This window comes from Syntrophorhabdales bacterium, from assembly GCA_035541455.1.
In the GTDB taxonomy this organism is placed as follows: domain Bacteria; phylum Desulfobacterota; class Syntrophorhabdia; order Syntrophorhabdales; family WCHB1-27; genus JADGQN01.
Genome location: DATKNH010000123.1, coordinates 14,137 through 35,300, shown reverse-complemented (window position 1 = coordinate 35,300; position 21,164 = coordinate 14,137). Strand labels below are relative to the sequence as shown.

The following is a 21,164-nucleotide window of genomic DNA, read 5'->3' as shown; positions in this document are numbered from 1 at the left end:
ATGCTGGGCCGTCTGCGCCAGATGCTAATCAAGGAATTTATCCAGGTCCTTCGCGACAGGAGGACCCGCTTTGTTCTTATCGTTCCCCCAATGTTGCAGATGCTCATCTTCGGGTACGCGGCCACGCTGGAGATCAAACATATGCCTACCGCCGTGGTCGATTACGATAACACCCAGGCGAGCCGCGATCTCATCTCCCGCTTTGCGGCAAGTCACTACTTCCAGGTACGCCAGATCCCCGCGGACCGAAGACAGATCCCTCTCCTGATCGAGCGGGGCGATGTGATCCTGGCGATACAGATCAATGAGGGTTTCGCCCGCTTACTCGGTAAGGGCGAAACAGCGCCCATCCAGGTGATTGTGGATGCTGCAAGCTCGAACACTGCGCTTATCGGCCTCGGCTACGTTAACCAGGTGGCAGCGAACTTTGCCCAGGACTTTCAGATTCAGCGTCTGGAGCGCACAGCGCCCGCGCTTCTGTCGGGTATACCGCGCATTGTGCTCGATCGCAGGCCCTGGTATAACGTCGACATATCGGACCGCTGGTTCTTCATTCCAGGCGTGATCGGCAACCTGATCATGTTGATCGTCATGAACCTGACCGCTTTTTCCGTGGTAAGGGAGCGCGAAATAGGGACGCTCGAGCAGATGATGGTCACTCCCATCCGGCGCGTCGAATTTATTCTCGGGAAAACAGTCCCTTTCTTCATTATCGGGCTCTTTGATGCAATCCTGATTTCGGCGTTCGGCACACTCTGGTTCGGTGTTCCGTTGCGCGGCAGTCTGGGTGTGCTGGCCCTTGGCACGGTCCTCTTCCTGATGTGCGTGCTCGCCATCGGGCTTTTCATCTCCACGGTATCAAGGACACAGCAGCAGGCAATGGTAACCGCATTCTTTTTTATCATGCCCGCAATTCTCTTTTCCGGATTCGGCTCACCCATCAGCAGCATGCCCGAGGTGATGCAGTGGCTGACCTATCTTAACCCGCTTCGTTACTTCCAGGAAGTCTTGCGGAGCATCTACCTTAAAGGAGGCGGACTCGCCGAGCTCTGGCAGGAGATGGCTGGAATGGCTCTTTTGAGTATAATCATGCTGACGGTCAGTGTTCTTCGCTTCCAGAAATCGCTTGATTGATCTCTTCCAGCCAGCGTTATCTCTCTCGGTGCATGTTCCTCTGGTCGAGCACGTCCTGAACTTCAGGAATGATTGCCGTGTTCGCCCCCAGACCACAGCCGCCGGTTGCGTTAAAACTGGGGGGATACCTTCCGGCGGAGCCTCTGCCAGATCTCACCTGATCGTACAGCGGAGCAACGCTGTAGCCCTGCAATGCTGATACGGGTCGTCCGCATTCTGTAGCAGCGAGCCATAGAAACGTTCCGTCAGGCGGAACGATACGCTTCAAGCTGGCCCCAAGGTGAAGCAGGAAGGACCTGTCCCGATCGAGCGACTTGGGGCGCAGAGGGTCTCTTCCCATGATGGCGCCATTTGTCGCTTTGCCTAGGTGATAATAAAGAACCCTCCCCTCTTTGGATGTCTGCAGTGACCAGACGGGGACCACGTGGATGGTCCCACCCTCGCCCATCCCTGCGGGATGAATCCTGTAACTGCTGCTTTCGGTAATGACGGCAAAGAGCGCGCTCACGCCATCGACGGTGATGATATCCCTATCATAATTCCCCAAGGCCATAAGCAGCACATCAGCAATGATGCTCTTCTCCGTGCCATCGGCGAGCTTGAGCGCGAGGGCATGTTTGCCGAGTGCGGTGTCGACGATTATACGAGAAACAACCGCGTTGTCGTAGACCAGAATATTCCTCTCTCTCGCGTAGGCGAGGGCATTCTCCTTGTGACCCAGCACGAAATGGCCGCCCGGATATCGCACAGCTCGTATCCTTCCGCTCTTGATCTCGTCCATCATTGGAATCGTGGAGCCGTAGAGTTGCTCTACTTCCTTCTGCGTGAGAAGCCTTTCCGCAATTCCGAATTCCTCTTTCAGCCTGTTTTTCCATTTTATTTTGCCTTCGCCTTCAATTTCAAATACCACCCTGCCGCACAGATTCGCCACGTCATGCCCCGGATCATCGCCGACAAGACCCATCTCCTCGAGGGCGCACAGCGTTGCCTGATTCCTCTTCAGGTTGCGTCTTGCGTATCGTTTGTCCGTGTCGGCCAGCTCAAGAAGCGAGTAGTGCAACGCCACCTTCACATTCTTGATCAGCTCTTGCCTGTTGTCCATCAGCATGGCTGCCACACTTTCATAATCGATCTTGAACGCCTTATGACGGATAAACTGGGGCCCGTCGATGAATCCCAGAATACGTTTCGCTTCATTGACCACGAGCGACTTTGTCTGGAACATCTCTATGAGCCGCTGATCCATGTCTTCTTCGGGGTGCACGGTCCACCCGGAAAAGCTGAATATATCGCGCGGATTCGTGACAACAGCGTGGCGCCCTCCATGTTTGTGCGCCTGGTAAAGCAGGTTCAGGTACGCAAACATACCTCCGATGCCTACGATGTCAACTACTTCGTCTGCATCATCGGGCAGTTTCCCCTCAATGATTTGAGGCGGCGTCAGCTTCTGCGCCAGCCATCTGCTATCCAGATCCTGATTCATGGAGGCGAGGTACTGGCCGACTAATGCAACCAGGTTGACATTGCCCGCTTCGCAAAACAGGCGCAGCACCGCTTCTCTCTCTGATTCCGATATACCATCTGCTCTGTTGAGCTGCGTGACGCAATCTTTATTCAGCATATGTACCGAGTCTCAATTCTTCATGTAATGAATGATAGACGCAGAGGGACACCTGGTCAATCGAAATATGGAAAGATCTTCCGATAGATGCCGCAGACACATAAGGCTTTGGCCTAGACAATTCGTTTCTCTGCCTTATAGTATGACTATAGATAATAACGAAGGAGCCTTTATGAAATCGAAACAGTTGCTCTGCAACGATTGTGGCTGCCGGTTCGAAATCAAGGAGTCCAAAGAAATCCAGCCTCAAGGCCGCTCGGCGACCGGCAAAGAAGATGTGAGCAAAAGTAAACCCGCGTCAGTATCCTGCCCCGAGTGCCGCAGCTACAATATCACCACAGCGTGAGGGATCAGCAAGGCTGCGACCCTATTTGCCGAGAAGTGCGACGGTGCTCCTGGGATTGGCAATGTAATATGCCGAAGGGTCTATCAGCACTTCGGCGCCCTCGGCAGAAAAGTCCTCTCCCGTAGGGAGGCTCGTATCAATCACCCTGTACCAGCGCTTGCCATCAGCGAGGAGCGGCAGCGCTACTCTCTGTTCTCTCCAGTCTCCATTCAAGATAAAGAATATGTGATAACCGCTGGCAGCTGAGTCGCTCTCCTGCTCTTCGAGCTTGTAGCACATTGTGCGGAGCTCCGGATCATCCCATGCAGGCGTGTCCAGATTAAATCCGTACCACGTCAGATCCGGCACGCTGTCTGCGTCCAGATCTTCACCCAGCAAGAACTTTCGTCTTCGGAGTACGCTAAATCTTTTCTCGAGAGCAATTGCTTTCCTCACGAATTCAATAACGTCCGCATGCTCATCAATCAGTCGCCAATCAAACCAGCTCAATTCATTATCCTGGCAGTACGCGTTGTTGTTGCCTGCTTGTGTCCTCATGCACTCGTCACCGCCGAGTATCATCGGCATACCGGATGAAAAGATGAGATGACAGATATAATTTTTCACCAGTTGCTTTCTCAGTTTTAAGACTGCCGGGTCATCGGTCTTTCCTTCAACGCCGCAATTCCACGAATTATTGTCATTACTCCCGTCGTTGTTGTTTTCCTGGTTGGCCTCGTTATGCTTGTAATTGTACGAAACCAGGTCATTGAGCGTGAATCCGTCGTGGCAGGTCACGAAGTTGATGCTGTTATAGGCGGACCTTCCATCGTCTCCGTAGAGGTCGGCAGAGCCCGTGAGCCGCCAGCCCATGTCCTTCACCTGTCCGGTGTCGCCCTTGCCGAATTTTCGCACAGTGTCCCTGAATTTCCCGTTCCACTCCGACCAGTCTATGGGAAAATTGCCCACCTGGTAGGTTCCTATATCCCAGGGTTCTGCGACGAGCTTCACGCGCGAGAGCAGCGGGTCCTGCGACACAGCGTCAAAGAAGGAGGCTGACGTGCGAAAATAACCATCCTCCCGCCCCAGGACTGACGCCAGATCGAACCTGAAGCCATCAACATGCATCATCTGAACCCAGTACCGGAGAGAATCCATTACAAACCGTATGACATGGGGATTGGACAGGTTCAGGCTGTTGCCGCAGCCCGTGTAATTCATATAGTAGCGGAACGGCTCACCGCCTGTCCCGGCAAGCGCGTAGTAGGTGCCGTTATCCACGCCCTTGAAACAGATGGTCGGCCCCAGTTCATTTCCCTCGCCGCTATGATTATAGACCACATCGAGGATCACCTCGATGCCGGCCTTGTGGAGTTCCCGAACCAGTGTCTTGAATTCATTCACCTGGCAGCCGGGCTTTACCCCGGTGCCGTAAGAGCTTTCCGGCGCAAAAAAACCGATGCTGTTATACCCCCAGTAGTTGGTCAGGCCCTTTGCGAGCAGAAAATCGTCAACATAAAACTCGTGCACGGGCATTAACTCGACAGCGTTGATTCCGAGGGTCTTCAGGTAGGGGATTTTTTCGATAAAGCCCAGATAGGTGCCCGGTTTGGAGACTCCTGACGATGGGTGTGCGGTAAATCCTTTTACGTGTACCTCGTAGATAATCATATCCTCGGGGGCAATGCCCGGCGGCACATCGCCCTGCCAATCGAAAGCGTCGTCATCGACCACTATGGACTTGGGAACGATCCGGGTGCTGTCCCTCGCGTCCACAGTAAGGTCCCTGCCCGGTGAAGAAGCATCATAAGCCAGCAGCAGATTGTCAATATTCCTGAACTTGCCGGTAAGCGCCTTGCTGTAAGGATCCATCAGAAGTTTGTGTTCATTGAACCTCGAACCCCATGCCGGATTATAGTCGCCCCTGATCTTGTATCCATAGAGCTGCCCGGCTGCTATGTCATGAACACAAGTATGCCAGCAATAGCGGGTACGACTCCCCAGTTGAATAATATCCGTAGGCTCTCCGTCAGACAGATCAAAGAGCAAGAGATACACCTCCCGGGCGTATCGAGAGTAGATGGAGAAATTTACCCCGTCGGCTATCGGCGTTGCACCGAGAGGGTAAAACGTTCCGGGAGAAAGTCGTTTGTTTGTCTTCTGAATAAGCTCGTAGGCCATGATCTCACCTTCCCAGCTAAGGTTCTAATGCAGAACCTCCCGGCTGTCAAGCCGCTTTACCCTGGTGCCTGTCGCCGCTCACCGGTCACCGACCACTGACCCTAAGCCTTGCGCAAAGGCCTGTTTTTGTGCTATTTTTAAGGGCTAGCGTCTACTTACATACGCACGCGCACTCATTTCACCCGGATAAACAACGGAATATTCCGTCAGTGAACCGGGCTCGGAAACATTTGAAGATAACGCTGACACGCAGATATTGATTGCTCCGGATTGATTGCTCCGGGTAGTAGCGAGCGAGGACAGCATGGACTATAAGGAAACACTTAATTTGCCCAAGACCCCCTTTCCCATGAGGGGTAACTTGCCCGTAAAGGAAAAGCAGATCCTCCAGTTCTGGAACCAGATCGACGTTTACGGCAAGCTCCTCGAGGCTCGGCAAGGTGCGCCGACTTTTATCCTGCATGATGGACCGCCCTATGCCAACGGGCACATACATCTCGGGACCGCCCTGAACAAAATACTGAAGGACATCATCGTCAAATCCAAATTCATGGCGGGGCTGCGCGCCGACTACGTGCCGGGCTGGGACTGCCATGGTCTTCCCATCGAGAACCAGGTGGAAAAGGAGATCCAGGACAAGAAAGATCGTAACAAACAGCCCATGGCAAAGGCGGAATTCAGGCGGTACTGCAGGAAGTACGCCGAACGTTTCATCGACATCCAGAGAGAGGAATTCAAGAGGCTGGGAGGCATGGGTGATTGGCAGAGGCCGTACATCACCATGGACTACGCGTACCAGGCCACGATCATCAGCGAGCTTGCCCAGTTCTTCCAGCGGGGGGAAGTCTACCGGAAGAAAAAACCCGTGCACTGGTGCGTAAACTGCAGGACTGCGCTCGCCGAGGCAGAGATCGAATACGAGATGAAGACGTCGCCGTCCATCTACGTAAAATTTCCCCTGCGCTCGACGCATGAGTTCTTCAAGGAATATCCGAAGAACCCCATATTCATGCTCATCTGGACCACCACGCCATGGACTCTGCCGGCAAACCTCGCCATCGCCATCCATCCTGATTTCAGGTATGTTGCGGTTGAAGCGGGAGAGCAGATTTACCTGATGGTTGAGGACCTGGTCAAGGATACCATGACGAAGGCGGGCATCACCACGTATCGCGTCATCGGGGAGGTTCCGGTCGAGGTGCTCAAGGAACTTGTCTTTCAACACCCCTTCATAGATCGGCCGTCGGTCGTCGTATTTGCAGATTACGTGACAAAAGATGTGGGCACCGGCGCTGTCCACATTGCACCAGGGCATGGTGAGGAAGACTATGAGACCGGCCTCGAGTATGGTCTTGACGTCTATTCGCCCGTTAACGAGAAAGGAGAGTTCACCAGGGACGTCGAAGCTTTTCAGGGCATGAACGTTTTTGAAAGCAATGGACCCATCATCGAAAAGCTGAAAGAGATCGGCGCGCTCCTGTTCACCGAGCCGATCGAGCACTCCTATCCCCATTGCTGGCGATGCAAAAAGCCTGTTATATTTCGAGCCACGGAGCAGTGGTTCATATCGATGGACGCTAAGGATCTCAGGAAGCGCTCGCTGGAAAGTATCGATCGGCAGGTCACCTGGATTCCATCCTGGGGCAGAGATCGCATCTATAACATGCTCGCTCAGCGGCCTGACTGGTGTATCTCCCGACAGAGAAGCTGGGGTGTGCCGATTACTATCTTCTACTGCGAGGAGTGCCGGGAACCCTATTGGAGCGACGACTCTTTCCGTATGATCACCGAAGCAGTGCGGAAAAATGGGGCTGATGTCTGGTTCGAAGAAGAAGCTTCCGCATTTCTTCCTGAAGGCGCCACGTGCACGTGCGGCAACACAACCTTCGTGAAAGAGCAGGACATTCTCGATGTCTGGTTCGACTCCGGTTCCAGTTTTGCGGCAGTGCTGAAGGTACGGGACGGTCTGAAGTTCCCCTGCGACATGTACCTGGAGGGAAGCGATCAGCACCGCGGCTGGTTCCACAGTTCGCTGCTCGTATCTGTCGGCAACAATGGTGTACCACCCTACAGGTCAGTACTCACGCATGGATTTGTGGTCGACGGAAAAGGAAGAAAGATGTCGAAGTCGCTGGGCAACATCATTGCGCCTGAAGAGATCATCGAGAAGTATGGCGCGGAGATCCTGCGCCTTTGGGTAACGTACGAGGATTATAGAGACGACATCAAGATCTCAAAGGAGATGATCGACAGGATCGTGGAGACCTACCGGAGAATAAGAAACACGTTTCGATTTCTCCACGCCAATCTTCACGGGGATTTCGACCCTGCCGAGCACCGGGTATCCAGTGAACAGCTCTCCTATCTCGACCGCTGGCTGCTTTCGCGCCTGCAGAATCTTGTCGGGAAAGTGAAGGAAGCCTATCAAACCTATGCCTTTCACACTATCTACCACGCAATCCACAACTTCTGTGCCATAGAGTTGAGCGCACTCTATCTCGACATCATCAAGGACAGAATGTACGTTGAAAAAAAGGATGCGGTGAGAAGGCGGGCCTCGCAGAGCGTGGTCTTTGAAACCCTTACCACCCTGGTGAAACTTGCGGCCCCCATCCTCTCTTTTACCTCGGAGGAAATGTGGTCGTACTTGAAACCGTTGGTCAAGGAAGAATCGGTGCTGCTCAGCGAGTTCCCCGAAGTAAACAAATTATATCTGGATGAGCAGCTGGAAAGCGAGTGGGAACGCATCTGGGCGATAAGGGAAGCCGTCAATAAAAAGATCGAAGATAAGAGAGTGGAAAAGCTTATCGGTCACCCGCTGGACGCAAGGGTGCAGCTCGAGCTTCCTCCGGAAGAGTACGGGCTCATGACCAAGCTGGGAGACGAACTGAAGGACCTCCTCATTGTTTCCCAGGTCGAGCTGGCAAAAGGGGATGAAACCAGGATCACCGTATCTTTCGCGGACGGCCAGAAGTGTCAGCGCTGCTGGCAGTATTCCACAGATATTCAGAGCGCGGGGGAATTCCCCAACCTGTGTGCACGATGCAGAGCGTCCCTTACCTCCTGACCGTTCTTCTCATCGTCGCTTCTGACAGGCTGACCAAGGTTCTGGTCGTCAAGAACCTTCCCTACCTTAGCGCTGTTGATATCTCGCCTTATCTGTCCATCGTCCACGCACGCAATTACGGGGGCGCGTTCGGCTTTCTGTCGCAGGACAGCTCTGCAGGGTATATTTTTCTTGTTCTGCCGATCATCATCATATGCTTGCTTGTTTACTACCTTTTGCGGCATCGTCACACAGCGACTGTAATGTTCGCTCTTACGTGCGTCCTTGCAGGTGCTCTGGGCAATATGTACGACCGGCTACGCTTCGGGTACGTAACGGATTTCATCGACGTGTACTACAAGCAGTACCATTGGCCTGCCTTCAACGTGGCGGACATGTCGATAAGTTTCGGTATCGGCCTCTGGATATTCGCGCAAATCTTCCTGACAAAGAAAGTCGACCACGAGGACTAATATATACTATTGAGATGTGCGGGTTCTCAAATATCTTTAAACGCGTAACACGGAACTCGTAACGCGCAACATTCTTTTTGTGGTGCACCATGAAGGACGATGAGCTGGAGCAGGCGCTCAATGAAGAAAACAAAAAAGTCCGGCGGCTACGATTCATTGTGGATTTTGCCATCCAGTACATCCGCACACAGGAAATAACGCACGATCAGGCCATCGGCGTTGTTGAAGGCGTCAAGAAACACGCGCTGCTCCTTTTTCCTGATAAGGAAGAGACGTTCGACATCATCTATGCACCGCGGTTCAGGAGAGTGCTGAACGAAAAGTTCAAGAGATCGTAAGACCAAGCACGTCAGATCATGAAAGGAGCTACTGACTATGCCTGAAATCGATGAATCGGAAAAGGAAAAAGAGTTCTATGTGGACATCCCGGCAAAATGCGAAGCATTCTTCCTTAAAGGCTGCAACTCCTACGATTGGGGCATGAAAAACCGCCTCTCAAGAATATTCGACTCCAAGTCAGGTAAAACGGTCATGCTGGCCATAGACCATGGTTATTTTCAGGGCCCTACAACGGGGCTGGAACGTGTTGACGTGACCATTCTCCCGCTTCTTCCTTACGCCGACACCCTGATGCTGACGCGCGGCGTTCTCCGTACGATTATACCGCCCACATTTGACAAGGGCATTGTGCTGAGGGCAAGCGGAGGTCCCAGCATCTTGAGCGATCTGTCGAATGAGCAGATTGCCATTGATATCGATGAGGCCATCCGCCTCAATGTGGCTGCCATGGCTGTCCAGGTCTTTGTCGGCGGCAAGATGGAAACCCAGTCGGTTCACAACATGACGCGGCTTGTTGACATGGGCAATCGCTACGGCATTCCCACCCTGGGGGTTACGGCCGTAGGAAAGGATATGGCACGTGATGCCAAGTACATGCGCCTGGCAGCAAGGATCATCGCCGAGCTTGGTGTCACGTATGTCAAGACGTACTATGTACCCAAGGGGTTCGATACAGTGGCTGCCTCCTGTCCGGTGCCGATCGTTATCGCTGGAGGTAAAAAACTCCCGGAACTGGAAGCCCTTACCATGGCCTACAACGCGATTCAGGACGGCGCTGCAGGTGTAGATATGGGACGCAATATCTTTCAGTCCGATGCACCCCTTGCGATGATTAAGGCAATCAGGAAAGTGGTGCACGAGGGGGTGAAGCCCAAGGCCGCGTTTGATTTCTTTCTGAGCGAGAAGAACACCACCGCACGGGGAAAGAAGAAGCGATAGAGGGCAGGTATTCATGCGCGTGGGGATGTATTACAACAACAGTAAAGTTGACGTCGAGGAAATGGCAATACCCTCGGTTGGTGCGAGAGATATTCTCATCAAGGTGATGGCGAGCGGCATATGCGGCAGCGACGTGCTCGAATGGTATCGCATCAAGAAGGCGCCCCTGGTGCTGGGGCATGAACTCACCGGAGAAATAGTCGAGGTTGGCGAGGAGATAACGCATCTGAACAAAGGAGACAGGGTCTTCACCACCCATCACGTCCCCTGCGATCAATGCCACTTTTGTCTGACAGGCCACCAAACCGCGTGCCAGGTTTTCCAGACAAAAACCAATTTTTACCCAGGGGGATTCTCTGAATACCTGAGGGTTTCCGGACGCAGCATAGATACCGGCACCTTTGTGCTCCCCGAAGAGGTCTCCTACGAAGAGGGGTCCTTCATCGAGCCCCTGGGTACTGTCGTCAGAGGCTTAAGAGCGGTCGGCCTGAATCCCGGCGACACCTTATTAGTGCTCGGGTGCGGCATAGCGGGGCTGCTCATGATCAAACTCGCCCGCGCCCTTGGAGCTGGAAAAATTATTGCAACAGATATCAACGAGTACAGGTTACAGGCGGCAAAGAGATTCGGGGCAGAAAGGACACTGCTCGCACATGAGGATGTCCCGGCCTGCCTGAGAGAGTCCAACGGAGGTCGCCTGGCCGATAAGGTGATCGTTTGCGCCGGGGTCTTGTCGGCTGCCCAACAGGCGTTGGAGTCGGTTGATCGCGGCGGCACCATTTTGTTTTTTGCGGTGCCCAATCCCGGCGAGGCGCTTGGCATAGATTTCAACCCCTTCTGGAGAAATGACGTAAGCCTCAAGACATGCTACGGAGCTGCCCCCCTTGATAACAGGCAGGCCATGGAACTCATCCGGGCCGGAAACGTCACCGTCAGCGACCTGATCACGCACAGGTTCACTCTGCAAGAGATTTCAAAAGGATTCAGGGCTGCGAGCGCGGGCGAGGACTGTTTGAAGGTCATCATAAAGCCGCACGAATAACAGCGATCACCTGCTTGTTTTGTGTCAATCAGCCGAAGAGTTACGCTGCCTTTCATTCAGGGCGTACGGGCATCTTGCCCCAGCGCTCCAGAGACTTTATCTTTAAATCTGGTCTCTCTCCGGGTATACTATGTGGATAAGCATTCCAGAAACTGATGCAGGAATTTGAGGGGAAGGCATGGCCGGAATACTTGCACTGATGCTCGCTGGCGGCAGGGTCAACGAACTGGATGTTCTGACCTACTTCAGGCCCAAGTCAGTGCTGCCCTTCGGTGCTCTTTATCGCATCATAGATTTTCCGATGAGCAACCTGATGAATTCCGACATAGAGCGGGTCGGCATTCTTTCTCAGTATCGTCCGCTTCGGTTGATCGGTCATATAGCAAACGGCCAACCGTGGGACATGGCAGGAAGAAACCGTTTTGCAACCATACTACCGCCATTCAAGGGACGGGAAGCCTCAGACTGGTACAAAGGCACTGCGGATGCGGTGTACCAGAACCTTGATTTCATCAAGATGACTCGACCCGATTTGATACTTATCCTGTCCGGGGATCATATTTACAAGATGGATTATCGGGCGCTCATCAAATTTCACCTGGAGAAAAAGGCTGATCTCACGATCGGTTTCACCCCTTTGCCAAAAGAGGGCGCTAATCGTTTCGGACAGGGCGCTATAGCAGGATGGAGCCGCAGCGGAGGCATAGTAACCCGGTATGCCGAAAAACCGAGTAAACGTATGCTGGACTGGGCTTCTCTCACGATATACGTTTTTAAACCGCAACTCCTCTATGAAGCATTGGAAGCGAACGCTTCAAAGGACTCGCATGAATTCGGAAAAGATATCATCCCTGCCCTGCTCGGGAGTTCCAAGGTCTTCGGCTTCAAGCACTATGGCTACTGGGGATACACGAGGACCCTCGAGGAGTATTGGCAGACCAACATGGACCTCCTGGGGAAGCAACCTCTCATCGACCTGGCTTCATGGCAGGTAATGACCAACATGGCAGACCGCAACATCCGCGACTGTCCTCCAACGGTCATAGGCCCCTCTGCGTCTGTTGAAGATTCTCTCTTCTATTCCGGGTGCGATATACAGGGCAGCGTCACCAGATCAGTACTCTTCCCGGGAGTGACCGTCGAAAAAGGCGCAGTAGTCGAAGACTCGATTCTCTTCTTCGACACGAAGGTCAGGAGGGAGGCGACCATAGTTCGCGCCATCACCGACATCGAGGCAACAATCGGCGAAAAGGCACAAGTTGGAGATGATCCTCGCGGCGCCCTTTCGGTCATCGGAACGCGAAGCGCCGTTCCCGAGGAAACGATCATCCACAGCGGCGTCATCGTCCATCCGAACATGAATGCGGGCCGTTTCTCCAGAAAAGAATATGCGTCCGGCGAGGTGGTGAAATGAGGGACGTGGTCGCTGTCCTCATGGCAGGCGGCGTTGGAAGCCGCCTCAATATACTCGTACGCCATCGAGCCAAACCTGCGGTACCTTTCGGCGGCATTTACCGGATCATTGATTTCACGTTGAGCAACGTTTCAAACTGCGGCCTTTCGAGGGTTGCCATTTTGACGCAGTACAAGCCTCTCTCCCTCATGGACCACATCGGCGACGGTTCTGCGTGGGATCTCCACGGGCGTACACGTGCGGTCAAAATCCTTCCACCCAAGACCGGCGAAAAGGATTGGGACTGGTACAAAGGAACGGCCGATGCCGTGAGGCAGAACCTGGGGTTCGTCACGGACAGAGATTACAGGGATGTGCTGATCCTCTCGGGCGACCATATCTACTGCATGGATTATCTGCCGCTGGTGAAGTTCCATCGCGAGCGCAAAGCGCACGTAACAATCGGCATGCTTCCTGTGCCCTGGGAAGAGACACGCCACTTCGGGGTGGGAATAGTCGACAACCGCGATCGCATAATTGACTGGCAGGAAAAACCGCACAAGGCCAGGTCGAATCTGGCATCTATGGGTATTTACGTCTTTGACAGAAAGTATCTCGTACAGACGCTCAACGAGATCAAAGAGGAGGATTTCGGACAGCACGTAGTACCGAGAGCTTTGAAAGAGGCGAAAGTTTACGGGTATCCCTTCCATGGATACTGGCGTGATGCCGGCACCATACAGGCATACTGGGATACCAACATGGATCTGCTCAACCCGCAATCGGCACTGACGCCTCATCTCCCTCACATTAAGACTAACCACACTACTGCCAGGATGTTTTACGACCGTCCTCCGACGAGAATAGTTAAAGGTGCAGCAGTGGTGAATTCCATGCTTTCGCCCAATTGCACTATCATGGGCAGGGTTCAGAATTCTGTGTTGTCACCGGGCGTGGTCGTGGAAAAAGGCGCGCTGGTCAAAGACTCAGTGGTGATGCACGATTCGATAATCAAAGCAGGAGCGCATGTCGAAAGGTGCATCGTCGACAAGGAAGTAGTCATCGGCCAGGGGGCAAGTGTCGGCCTTGGCGACCCATCCGTACCAAACGCTGCGTATTCCACTCATGTGTATTCGGGTCTCACAGTGATAGGAAAGCAGGCGATCATTCCAGCCGGTGTCAGGGTGGGAACAAATTGTATCATCAGCTCCGGGGCGCACGAGGAAGACTTCCAGGGCGGCGTCCTTGAAGACGGCCGCACGATAGAACGATAGCCACTGACGGAACAGCAATTTTCAATATCGAAGCACCAAATCCCAAACAATATCAAACAGCAAATATCTAAACAACGGAACGGTACTCGTTGTTTAGATATTGGAATTTGTGATTTTGTTTGGAATTTAGATATTGGGGTTTGGAATTTGGGCGTCCGGGCTTGCCGGCAACGTAAAATAAAACGTTGCGCCTTCTTCGGGCTTGGCTTCCGCCCAGACACGTCCCTTGTGGAAATCAATAATTCTTTTGACTATGGCCAGACCAATACCCGTGCCCTCAAAGCGGTCAGAGCCATGCAGCCGCTGAAAAACTCCAAAAAGTTTTTCCGCAGACCGGGGATCAAACCCCACGCCGTTATCTTTGACCCAATACATGTTTTCGCCTGTCCCTGATGCGCTGCCGCCAATCTCGATACGTGCGCCATCGCGGTATTGCGTAAATTTGAAGGCATTGGAGAGCAGATTTACAAAGACCTGCCGGACCATGGACGCGTCGCAGTACGCCGGGGGCAGTTTCCCTATTTTGAGCTCCACGGTACGTGTCGAATGTACGACTGCGAACTCATCCAGTATTTCGCGGGCAAGTCGCTCCATTGAGACAACGGAGAGCCCGATCTCCTGCCGCCCCAGACGGGCATAGGTGAGGAGGTCCCGGATAAGCTGCTCCATTTTTTTTGCGTCGTTTCTGATGAACTCGAGTAGCTGCAAGCCCTTAGCGTCAAGCTGCCCGGCGTGGTGTTCGAGGAGCCTCCTCGAGAACCCGTCTATGGCCACGAGCGGAATCCTAAGATCGTGGGACACAGAATAGTTGAAGGCTTCCAGATCGTGGTTGCTCTCGTTCAGCTCACCGATTTTGTGCTCGAGCGCCTCATTGAGTTTCCGGATTTCCTCCTCTGCCCGCTTCTGCTCGGTTATATCCCGAAGCACTGCCAGGCCGGCTATTTCACCATTGAACCGGATGGTCCCGACGGACGCCTGTACAGAACGGATCTCTCCATCAGGTCTCTTGATCTCGTACTCCACAATCGTTTTGACCGGGTCGCCATGTTCTCGAGCCAGGATGCGGCTTCGCACCAGCTCTTTGTACTCGGGGAGAATAAATTGGTCGACGGGTAACCCGACGACCTCAGAGGCATCTTTGAGACCATGGATATCCAAGAATGCTCTATTGACAAAGCTCCTCGTGGTGCCCACGGTAATAGCAATACCGTCAGCTACGCTCTCAACCACAGCACGGTAGAGCGCTTCGCTTTCTCTGAGCGCGCGCTCGGCTTCGGCGTGCCGTGCTTCAAGTTCCCGAAACTCAGCAACGCGCGGATCCGCCATCCCGGATGCAGTGCTTTCTTCGCGTGATCTCTTTTTCCTACTCATGTTCGAAGCCTACGAAGCCCGACACCACTTTCGCGGTCATTATACCATGAACCAACCAGCGCCTCTTCCATTCTCCCTTCTGTACCAGCATCCTCGTGCTATAATCTGCAAAGTAAGTGAGTCCGCTTTCACGCATACCCGAGTCCATCGAGAGATGTTAACGAGAGGAGTGATCGCATGAAGACGGTTGCAATAGTTACCCTCTTGGTCCTGGCCGCTCTGTGCGGCACAGGTCCTGCTGTATGCCAGGATACCACCAACACAGACGAGGCTGCACGGATTATCCTCTTCACGCCCCAAGGTGAAGTGAAGGGCGTCCGGCAGGTGCAGGCGAGATTCTCGGAGCAGATAGTACCTTTCGGTGCCGTGACGCAGGTGGAGCCATTCGACGTGAGCTGCCCTGAAAAAGGCGGCGGTCGATGGGCCGACGGGAAGAACTGGATTTACGATTTCGATCGTGACCTGCCGGCAGGCATCGTCTGCCAGTTCACGCTCAAAAAAAACACAGTCACGCTCAACGGGAAGAGTATTGCCGGGCCCCGCACATTCTCATTTTCGACCGGAGGCCCTTCAATCATATCCGTACGTCCACGCGAAGGCTCTGAGTATATCGCTGAAGACCAGACCTTCGTGCTCACGTTGGATGCTGAGGCGACCACGGACTCCATTCTGCGCCACGCCTCTTTTGTGGTGGAAGGTATTGTCGAGCCGGCTCGCGTGCGCATAATCGAGGGTAGCGAAAGAGAAGCGATCCTGAAGACATTCAGGAGACCGCTTGACGAGAGGCCACACGTGTTGCTCCAGTCTACACGAGTCTTTCCCGCTAAGAGGAAGATCAGTCTCATCTGGGGGAAGGGAATCGCGTCGAAAAGCGGCGTGGCTGCGGATCAGAGTCGCGTTTTGTCGTTCAAGTCGAGAGGCCCGTTCACGGCAAGCTTCAAGTGCACAAGAGAACACGCCAAATCAGGCTGTATACCGATGCTGCCCATGTCGGTTGCATTCTCAGCCCCTGTTTCTGGCGATCTGGCAGCACGAGTAGTCTTAAAGAGCGGCGAGAAGATATACCGGGCCGAAGAGAACAAAGACCAGGGAGATTCTCTCACGTACCTCTCCTTCGCAGGGCCTTTTCCGGAAGAGACCACGTTTACCCTCGAAATGCCCAGAGGGGTTGTCGATGATGCAGGCAGGTCTCTCGAGAACGGGGCACGCTTCCCGCTTCAGGTTCGGACAGGCCCCTATCCTCCGCTGGCAAAATTTGCGAGTCGCTTCGGGATCATCGAGAAGAAAGATGCTGTGCTCCCGGTGACGCTGAGGAATATCGAGCCTCTGCTCCACGGAAAACAACTCGGCCTCCTCGATGAGAAGAGTCTTACGGACAAGCCACTGGATCAATCCCAGGAGAATTCCGGGCGTGCGAGCGACGCGACGCGAGGAGAGCTTTCAAAAAAGGGTGGAGAAGCCGCGGGCAACTTGAAAGGAGCGCTCCGCCGGCCGGAATCAGACGAAGAAATTATGGCGTGGATGAGAAGGGTTGCGCTTGCGGAGCGTTCGGGCAGCCTGCTGAAAGGAGAAGTGAAAGCACGAGCTTTCAGTATGCCCAAGCCTAAGGGGCAGAAGGCATTTGAAGTACTCGGCATACCCCTGGGCAAACCCGGCTTCTACATTGTGGAACTGGAGAGCGACATTCTCGGGGCATCGCTTCTCGGGAAGTCCAAACCTATGTACGTTCAGACCTCCGCCCTCGTTACCAATATGTCAGCTCATTTCAAGTGGGGTCGCGAATCGTCGCTCGTCTGGGTCACATCGCTCGATTCTGCCCAACCCGCGGAGGGGGCGTCAGTTACGATACGGGACTGCAACGGCAACAGCATCTGGCAAGGAACTACGGACGCACATGGCATGGCACACGTAGACACTCCCCTGCCTGCAGAGGGCAAGCTTCCTTTCTGCCAGTGGAAGAGAAGGGACTCACGGGAACCGGAGTACTCTGAGCCTGGCCCGCTGTACGTGCTGTCGGGCGGTCTCTTTGTCTTTGTTCGGACCAAGGATGACATGACCTTTGTCCATTCCGGGTGGAACGAAGGTATCGAGCCATATCGGTTCAATCTTCGCGAGGGGCGCTACGGAGGACCGGTCACCGCCCATACGATCTTTGACAGGACGCTCCTGCGCGCCGGGGAGACCGTACACATGAAGCACCTCATCAGAAGGGCTGTCTCTGCAGGCTTTTCCCCGGTCAGCAAGGATGAACTGCCGGACGCTGTGGAGATGCAGCACATGGGCAGCGAACAGTCATACGAGCTTCCTCTCACGTGGGATGCTGAGCAGCAGGTTGCAGAAACAGAATGGCTGATCCCGCGGGATGCAAAACTGGGCACCTATTCTGTCGCTCTTATCAAGAAGAGTGGGACCCGGAAGCGCGCATACTCCGACATGAACCGTTGGGAATCAGGCGCTATCCGGGTGGAAGAATTCAGGGTACCCCTTACAAAGGCCTTCATCTCGGGCCCTAAAGAGCCGCTGATTGCAGCTACGGACGTGCAACTCGATCTCTTCGTGCAGTACCTCTCAGGCGGAGGCGCGGGAGGTTTGCCCGTGAAGCTTCGCGGGCAGCTCCAACCGAAGGCTACGAGTTTCGAAGACTACGAAGGCTTTCAATGGACCAATGGAGCCGTGCGCGAAGGCATAACAAGGGAACAGGAAAACGAGGAAACATTTGATGAAGAAGAAATCGAAACAGAAGCGGAGACAGAGCCTGCAAAGCGCAAAGATGAGAAACTGCAGACAGTAGAACTCACGTTGGGTCCCGATGGGAGCGCGCATGCGACACTCAAAGCAGAGCCGCGCATTGCAGCCCCGAAGGAGATGATGGCAGAGTTGGAATTTCGCGACCCTAATGGAGCGATTCAGACGGTCTCTCGGAACATACCTCTCTGGCCCTCCGCATTGCTCGTAGGGCTTGAGCCCGACTCATGGGCCCTTTCCAGGGAGAAGCTGAGGTTCAAGGCTCTGGTTCTCGATCTGGCCGGAAAACCGGTGCCGGGAACGGCCGTCAGAGTCGATCTGTTCCAGAGAAATGTGTACACACACAGAAAAAGACTCGTGGGTGGCTTTTATTCGTATGATCATGTCACAGAGATCAAGCGGCTCATCCCTTCCTTTTGCGAAGGAAAAACAGATGCACTCGGCCTTTTGACGTGCGAGGCTTCCTCGCCCGTATCGGGAAGCGTCATTTTACAGGCCAGCGCGGAGGATACTGCAGGACGAGCCTCCGTGGTGCATCGTGAGGTCTGGGTTGCCGACAAAGGAGAATGGTGGTTTGACGTCAAGGATACCGACCGCATCGACCTTCTGCCCGAAAAAAAGCGGTACGAACCCGGAGAAAACGTCAAACTCCAGGTGCGTATGCCTTTCAGGCAGGCGACCGTGCTTGTGACCGTTGAAAGAGAGGGCATCCTGGATACGTTCGTCAAGCACCTCTCCGGCTCAAGCCCTGTAATTGAGCTGCCGGTGAAAGGCAACTATGCCCCTAATGTATTCATCTCCGCCTTGTGCGTCAGGGGACGGGTACAGGGGGTCAAGCCCACAGCCCTCGTCGACCTTGGAAAGCCTGCCTACAAGCTGGGCATCGCGGAGATTAGAGTCGGGTGGCAGGCCCACGAACTGAAGGTGAAAGTCCAGACTGAACACGATCAATACAGGATCAGGGACAAAGTTCTCGCCTCAATCGCAGTGAGGAAAGCAGACGGCAAAGCTCTGCCCCGAGGAGGAGAGGTAGCCGTGGCTGTCGTCGACGAAGGTCTTCTTGAACTCATGCCCAACGGGAGCTGGCAGCTTCTTGAAGAGATGATGAAGCGCAGGCCTTACGAAGTGAAGACTTCGACCAACCAGATGCACGTGGTTGGGAAAAGGCATTACGGGTTGAAAGCTCTGCCGCGGGGGGGCGGGGGCGGCAGGCAGGTCACGAGAGAGCTCTTTGACACCCTCGTCTTCTGGAAAGGCCGTCTTTTTCTTGATGAGAAAGGAGAAACATCAGTTGAGTTTAAACTCCCTGACTCCTTGACGAGTTTCAGAATAGTCGCTGTCGCTTCTTGTGGAATCGGCCTTTTCGGCTCGGGACAGGCGAGCATTCGAAGTTCTCAGAATCTGATGCTGCTTTCCGGTCTCGCACCGGTGGTACGACAGGGCGATAGATTCAGCGGCGCATTCACGGTCAGGAACACAGCGGCTCGCGACATGGAGATCGATCTCACTGCGCAGATCGACGATGGAAAAGGGGCAAAGCGACTCAAGAGTGTGAAGATGGATTTAAAGGCAGGCGAGGCCCGTACCGAAGGATGGGAAATCAAAGTGTCCAATGGTGTAGACACGCAGAAATGGACGGTGACCGCACGAACTACCGACGGGACTGCAAGTGATGCGCTGACAGTTAGGCAGAAAGTCGTCCCGGCTGTTCCTGTAAGAACCGTGCAAGGAACGATTCTCCAGGTCGACGGAAAAACTGAGATGAGCGTCGAACAGCCTAAAGATGCACTACCAGGCACCGGAGGCGTGCGCGTAACACTCCGTCCAAAACTTTCTGAGATCTCAGCAGTGATTGACTACATGCGCCAGTACCCGTACGGCTGCCTGGAGCAGAAGGTGTCAAAGGCGGTCGCGCTGAGAGACGAAGGTATGTGGAAAGAGATCATGCTCGATCTTCCCTCGTACCAGGATCACGACGGGCTTCTCAAGTATTTTCCTTCGATGCAGCTCGGCAGTGATGTGCTCACCTCCTACGTCCTTGCCGTTGCGCACGAAGCCCGATGGCCTATTCCTGATCGTCCCCGTGAACGCATGCAGCAAAGCCTCGATTCGTTTGTAGAAGGCAGACTCATCCGGAATTCTTCATTGCCCACTACGGACCTGACGATTCGTAAGATAGCTGCACTGGAGGCGCTCTCGAGATACGGAGCGGTGCGGCCGGAACAGCTCAGCTCGTTCAGTATCGATCCCACCCTGTGGCCCACTTCCGGGGTGATTGACTGGCTCAACATTCTCGTCCGGAGTGGCTCGATCCCCGAGCGGGAACGCAGGCTCAAGGAGGTTGAGCAGGTCCTCCGTTCGAGGCTCAATTTTCAGGGCACTACTATGGGATTCTCTACCGAAAAAGGTGATGACCTCTGGTGGCTCATGATAACCACAGACCTCAACGCGGTGAAGACGCTCCTTGCCGCATGTTCGCTTCCAGCCTGGAAGGATGATGTACCGAGGCTCGTGCGAGGAGCCCTCGGCAGGCAACACAAAGGCATTTGGAATACCACCATTGCCAATGCCTGGGGAATACTTTCCCTGGAGAAGTTCCGCCAGACATTTGAGGCAGTGCCCGTAACCGGCAAGACTGAGGAAATCCTGCAACGGGAGAAGGAGATAATCGATTGGAAAACGACTCCTTCGGGTGGAAGCACCTTGCTCAAGTGGCCGCGAGGGAGAAACACGCTTTCTGTAGAGCACCTGGGCGACGGCAAACCGTGGCTCACCGTGCAAAGCCTTGCGGCGATTCCGCTGAAAGAACGTGCCTCAAGCGGCTACAAAATAACAAAGACATACAGCCCTGTTGCTGAGCAAAAACAGCCCGGGGTTTGGAGTCGGGGTGATGTGGTGCGCGTGAGGCTCGATATCGAGGCTCAATCAGACATGACCTGGGTGGTAGTCAATGATCCTGTACCGGCGGGCTCGACACTCCTTGGCAGCGGTCTTGCGCGCGATTCCTCCCTGCTCACGCGCGGCGAAAAAACACAAGGATGGGCCTGGCCCGTATTTCAGGAGCGTTCTTTTGAGGCGTTGCGCTCCTATTATGAATACGTGCCCAAAGGAAAATGGAGCCTCGAGTATACGATGCGTCTTAATAATGACGGCGTATTCCAACTTCCACCGACACGGGTAGAAGCTCTCTATTCACCGGAGATGTTCGGTGAAATACCGAATCAACCGATCGCAGTAAGAAGCGAGCAGTGAGCAGTAGGGTCATGGGGCACGGGTCATGG

13 protein-coding genes are annotated in these 21,164 nt (G+C 54.1%); 10 read left to right on the top strand and 3 right to left on the bottom strand.

Translation table 11 applies throughout. The features are described 5' to 3' along the window. Positions 1-1,134 carry an ABC transporter permease gene (locus VMT71_13170; protein HVN24916.1) on the top strand — a complete coding sequence of 378 codons (1,134 nt, stop codon included), beginning with the start codon at positions 1-3 and terminating at the stop codon, positions 1,132-1,134. Between the two features lie 16 nt (positions 1,135-1,150). On the opposite strand, the gene VMT71_13165 is transcribed toward VMT71_13170, so the two are convergent. Beyond that, positions 1,151-2,755, bottom strand: coding sequence for a hypothetical protein (locus VMT71_13165; GenBank protein ID HVN24915.1), 1,605 nt, complete (start codon positions 2,753-2,755; stop codon positions 1,151-1,153). A 172-nt stretch (positions 2,756-2,927) separates the two neighbouring features. Between VMT71_13165 and VMT71_13160 the strand changes: the two genes are divergently transcribed. Next, positions 2,928-3,101: a hypothetical protein gene (locus VMT71_13160; GenBank protein ID HVN24914.1), complete on the top strand. Its 174-nt coding sequence runs from the start codon at positions 2,928-2,930 to the stop codon at positions 3,099-3,101. 21 nt (positions 3,102-3,122) lie between these two features. On the opposite strand, the gene glgX is transcribed toward VMT71_13160, so the two are convergent. Next, positions 3,123-5,261, bottom strand: a complete 2,139-nt coding sequence (gene glgX / locus VMT71_13155) for a glycogen debranching protein GlgX (protein ID HVN24913.1) — start codon at positions 5,259-5,261, stop codon at positions 3,123-3,125. A 304-nt stretch (positions 5,262-5,565) separates the two neighbouring features. Between glgX and ileS the strand changes: the two genes are divergently transcribed. The 7 genes from ileS (at position 5,566) to VMT71_13120 (ending at position 13,767) form a co-directional block, all read left to right on the top strand. Further along, entirely contained in the window at positions 5,566-8,328 is a 2,763-nt protein-coding gene (ileS, locus tag VMT71_13150; GenBank protein HVN24912.1) for an isoleucine--tRNA ligase, read from the top strand. After that, complete coding sequence (lspA, locus tag VMT71_13145; protein HVN24911.1) at positions 8,304-8,780, top strand: signal peptidase II; 477 nt, start codon at positions 8,304-8,306, stop codon at positions 8,778-8,780. Before ileS ends, lspA begins: the two co-directional genes overlap by 25 nt. Before the next feature lie 89 nt (positions 8,781-8,869). After that, on the top strand, positions 8,870-9,118 hold the full coding sequence (locus VMT71_13140) for a hypothetical protein (GenBank protein HVN24910.1): 249 nt from the start codon (positions 8,870-8,872) through the stop codon (positions 9,116-9,118). 37 nt (positions 9,119-9,155) lie between these two features. Continuing rightward, positions 9,156-10,058 carry a 3-hydroxy-5-phosphonooxypentane-2,4-dione thiolase gene (gene lsrF, locus VMT71_13135; GenBank protein HVN24909.1) on the top strand — a complete coding sequence of 301 codons (903 nt, stop codon included), beginning with the start codon at positions 9,156-9,158 and terminating at the stop codon, positions 10,056-10,058. A 13-nt stretch (positions 10,059-10,071) separates the two neighbouring features. Further along, positions 10,072-11,100, top strand: coding sequence for an alcohol dehydrogenase catalytic domain-containing protein (locus VMT71_13130; GenBank protein ID HVN24908.1), 1,029 nt, complete (start codon positions 10,072-10,074; stop codon positions 11,098-11,100). Between the two features lie 178 nt (positions 11,101-11,278). Beyond that, on the top strand, positions 11,279-12,514 hold the full coding sequence (locus VMT71_13125) for a sugar phosphate nucleotidyltransferase (protein HVN24907.1): 1,236 nt from the start codon (positions 11,279-11,281) through the stop codon (positions 12,512-12,514). Beyond that, on the top strand, positions 12,511-13,767 hold the full coding sequence (locus tag VMT71_13120; GenBank protein HVN24906.1) for a sugar phosphate nucleotidyltransferase: 1,257 nt from the start codon (positions 12,511-12,513) through the stop codon (positions 13,765-13,767). Before VMT71_13125 ends, VMT71_13120 begins: the two co-directional genes overlap by 4 nt. A gap of 126 nt (positions 13,768-13,893) precedes the next feature. On the opposite strand, the gene VMT71_13115 is transcribed toward VMT71_13120, so the two are convergent. Continuing rightward, positions 13,894-15,138 (bottom strand): ATP-binding protein, encoded by a 1,245-nt coding sequence (locus VMT71_13115; GenBank protein HVN24905.1) that lies wholly within the window; start codon positions 15,136-15,138, stop codon positions 13,894-13,896. A gap of 177 nt (positions 15,139-15,315) precedes the next feature. Here VMT71_13115 and VMT71_13110 point away from each other — a divergent pair, with 177 nt between their 5' ends. Then, positions 15,316-21,135, top strand: a complete 5,820-nt coding sequence (locus VMT71_13110) for an MG2 domain-containing protein (protein HVN24904.1) — start codon at positions 15,316-15,318, stop codon at positions 21,133-21,135. Positions 21,136-21,164: the final 29 nt, after the last annotated feature.

Bases quoted from the DNA above. Each gene is read 5' to 3' on its own strand.
- VMT71_13170 (HVN24916.1), top strand. From the start codon at position 1: ATGCTGGGCCGTCTGCGCCAGATGCTAATCAAGGAATTTATCCAGGTC.
- VMT71_13165 (HVN24915.1), bottom strand. From the start codon at position 2,755: ATGCTGAATAAAGATTGCGTCACGCAGCTCAACAGAGCAGATGGTATA.
- VMT71_13160 (HVN24914.1), top strand. From the start codon at position 2,928: ATGAAATCGAAACAGTTGCTCTGCAACGATTGTGGCTGCCGGTTCGAA.
- glgX (HVN24913.1), bottom strand. From the start codon at position 5,261: ATGGCCTACGAGCTTATTCAGAAGACAAACAAACGACTTTCTCCCGGA.
- ileS (HVN24912.1), top strand. From the start codon at position 5,566: ATGGACTATAAGGAAACACTTAATTTGCCCAAGACCCCCTTTCCCATG.
- lspA (HVN24911.1), top strand. From the start codon at position 8,304: ATGCAGAGCGTCCCTTACCTCCTGACCGTTCTTCTCATCGTCGCTTCT.
- VMT71_13140 (HVN24910.1), top strand. From the start codon at position 8,870: ATGAAGGACGATGAGCTGGAGCAGGCGCTCAATGAAGAAAACAAAAAA.
- lsrF (HVN24909.1), top strand. From the start codon at position 9,156: ATGCCTGAAATCGATGAATCGGAAAAGGAAAAAGAGTTCTATGTGGAC.
- VMT71_13130 (HVN24908.1), top strand. From the start codon at position 10,072: ATGCGCGTGGGGATGTATTACAACAACAGTAAAGTTGACGTCGAGGAA.
- VMT71_13125 (HVN24907.1), top strand. From the start codon at position 11,279: ATGGCCGGAATACTTGCACTGATGCTCGCTGGCGGCAGGGTCAACGAA.
- VMT71_13120 (HVN24906.1), top strand. From the start codon at position 12,511: ATGAGGGACGTGGTCGCTGTCCTCATGGCAGGCGGCGTTGGAAGCCGC.
- VMT71_13115 (HVN24905.1), bottom strand. From the start codon at position 15,138: ATGAGTAGGAAAAAGAGATCACGCGAAGAAAGCACTGCATCCGGGATG.
- VMT71_13110 (HVN24904.1), top strand. From the start codon at position 15,316: ATGAAGACGGTTGCAATAGTTACCCTCTTGGTCCTGGCCGCTCTGTGC.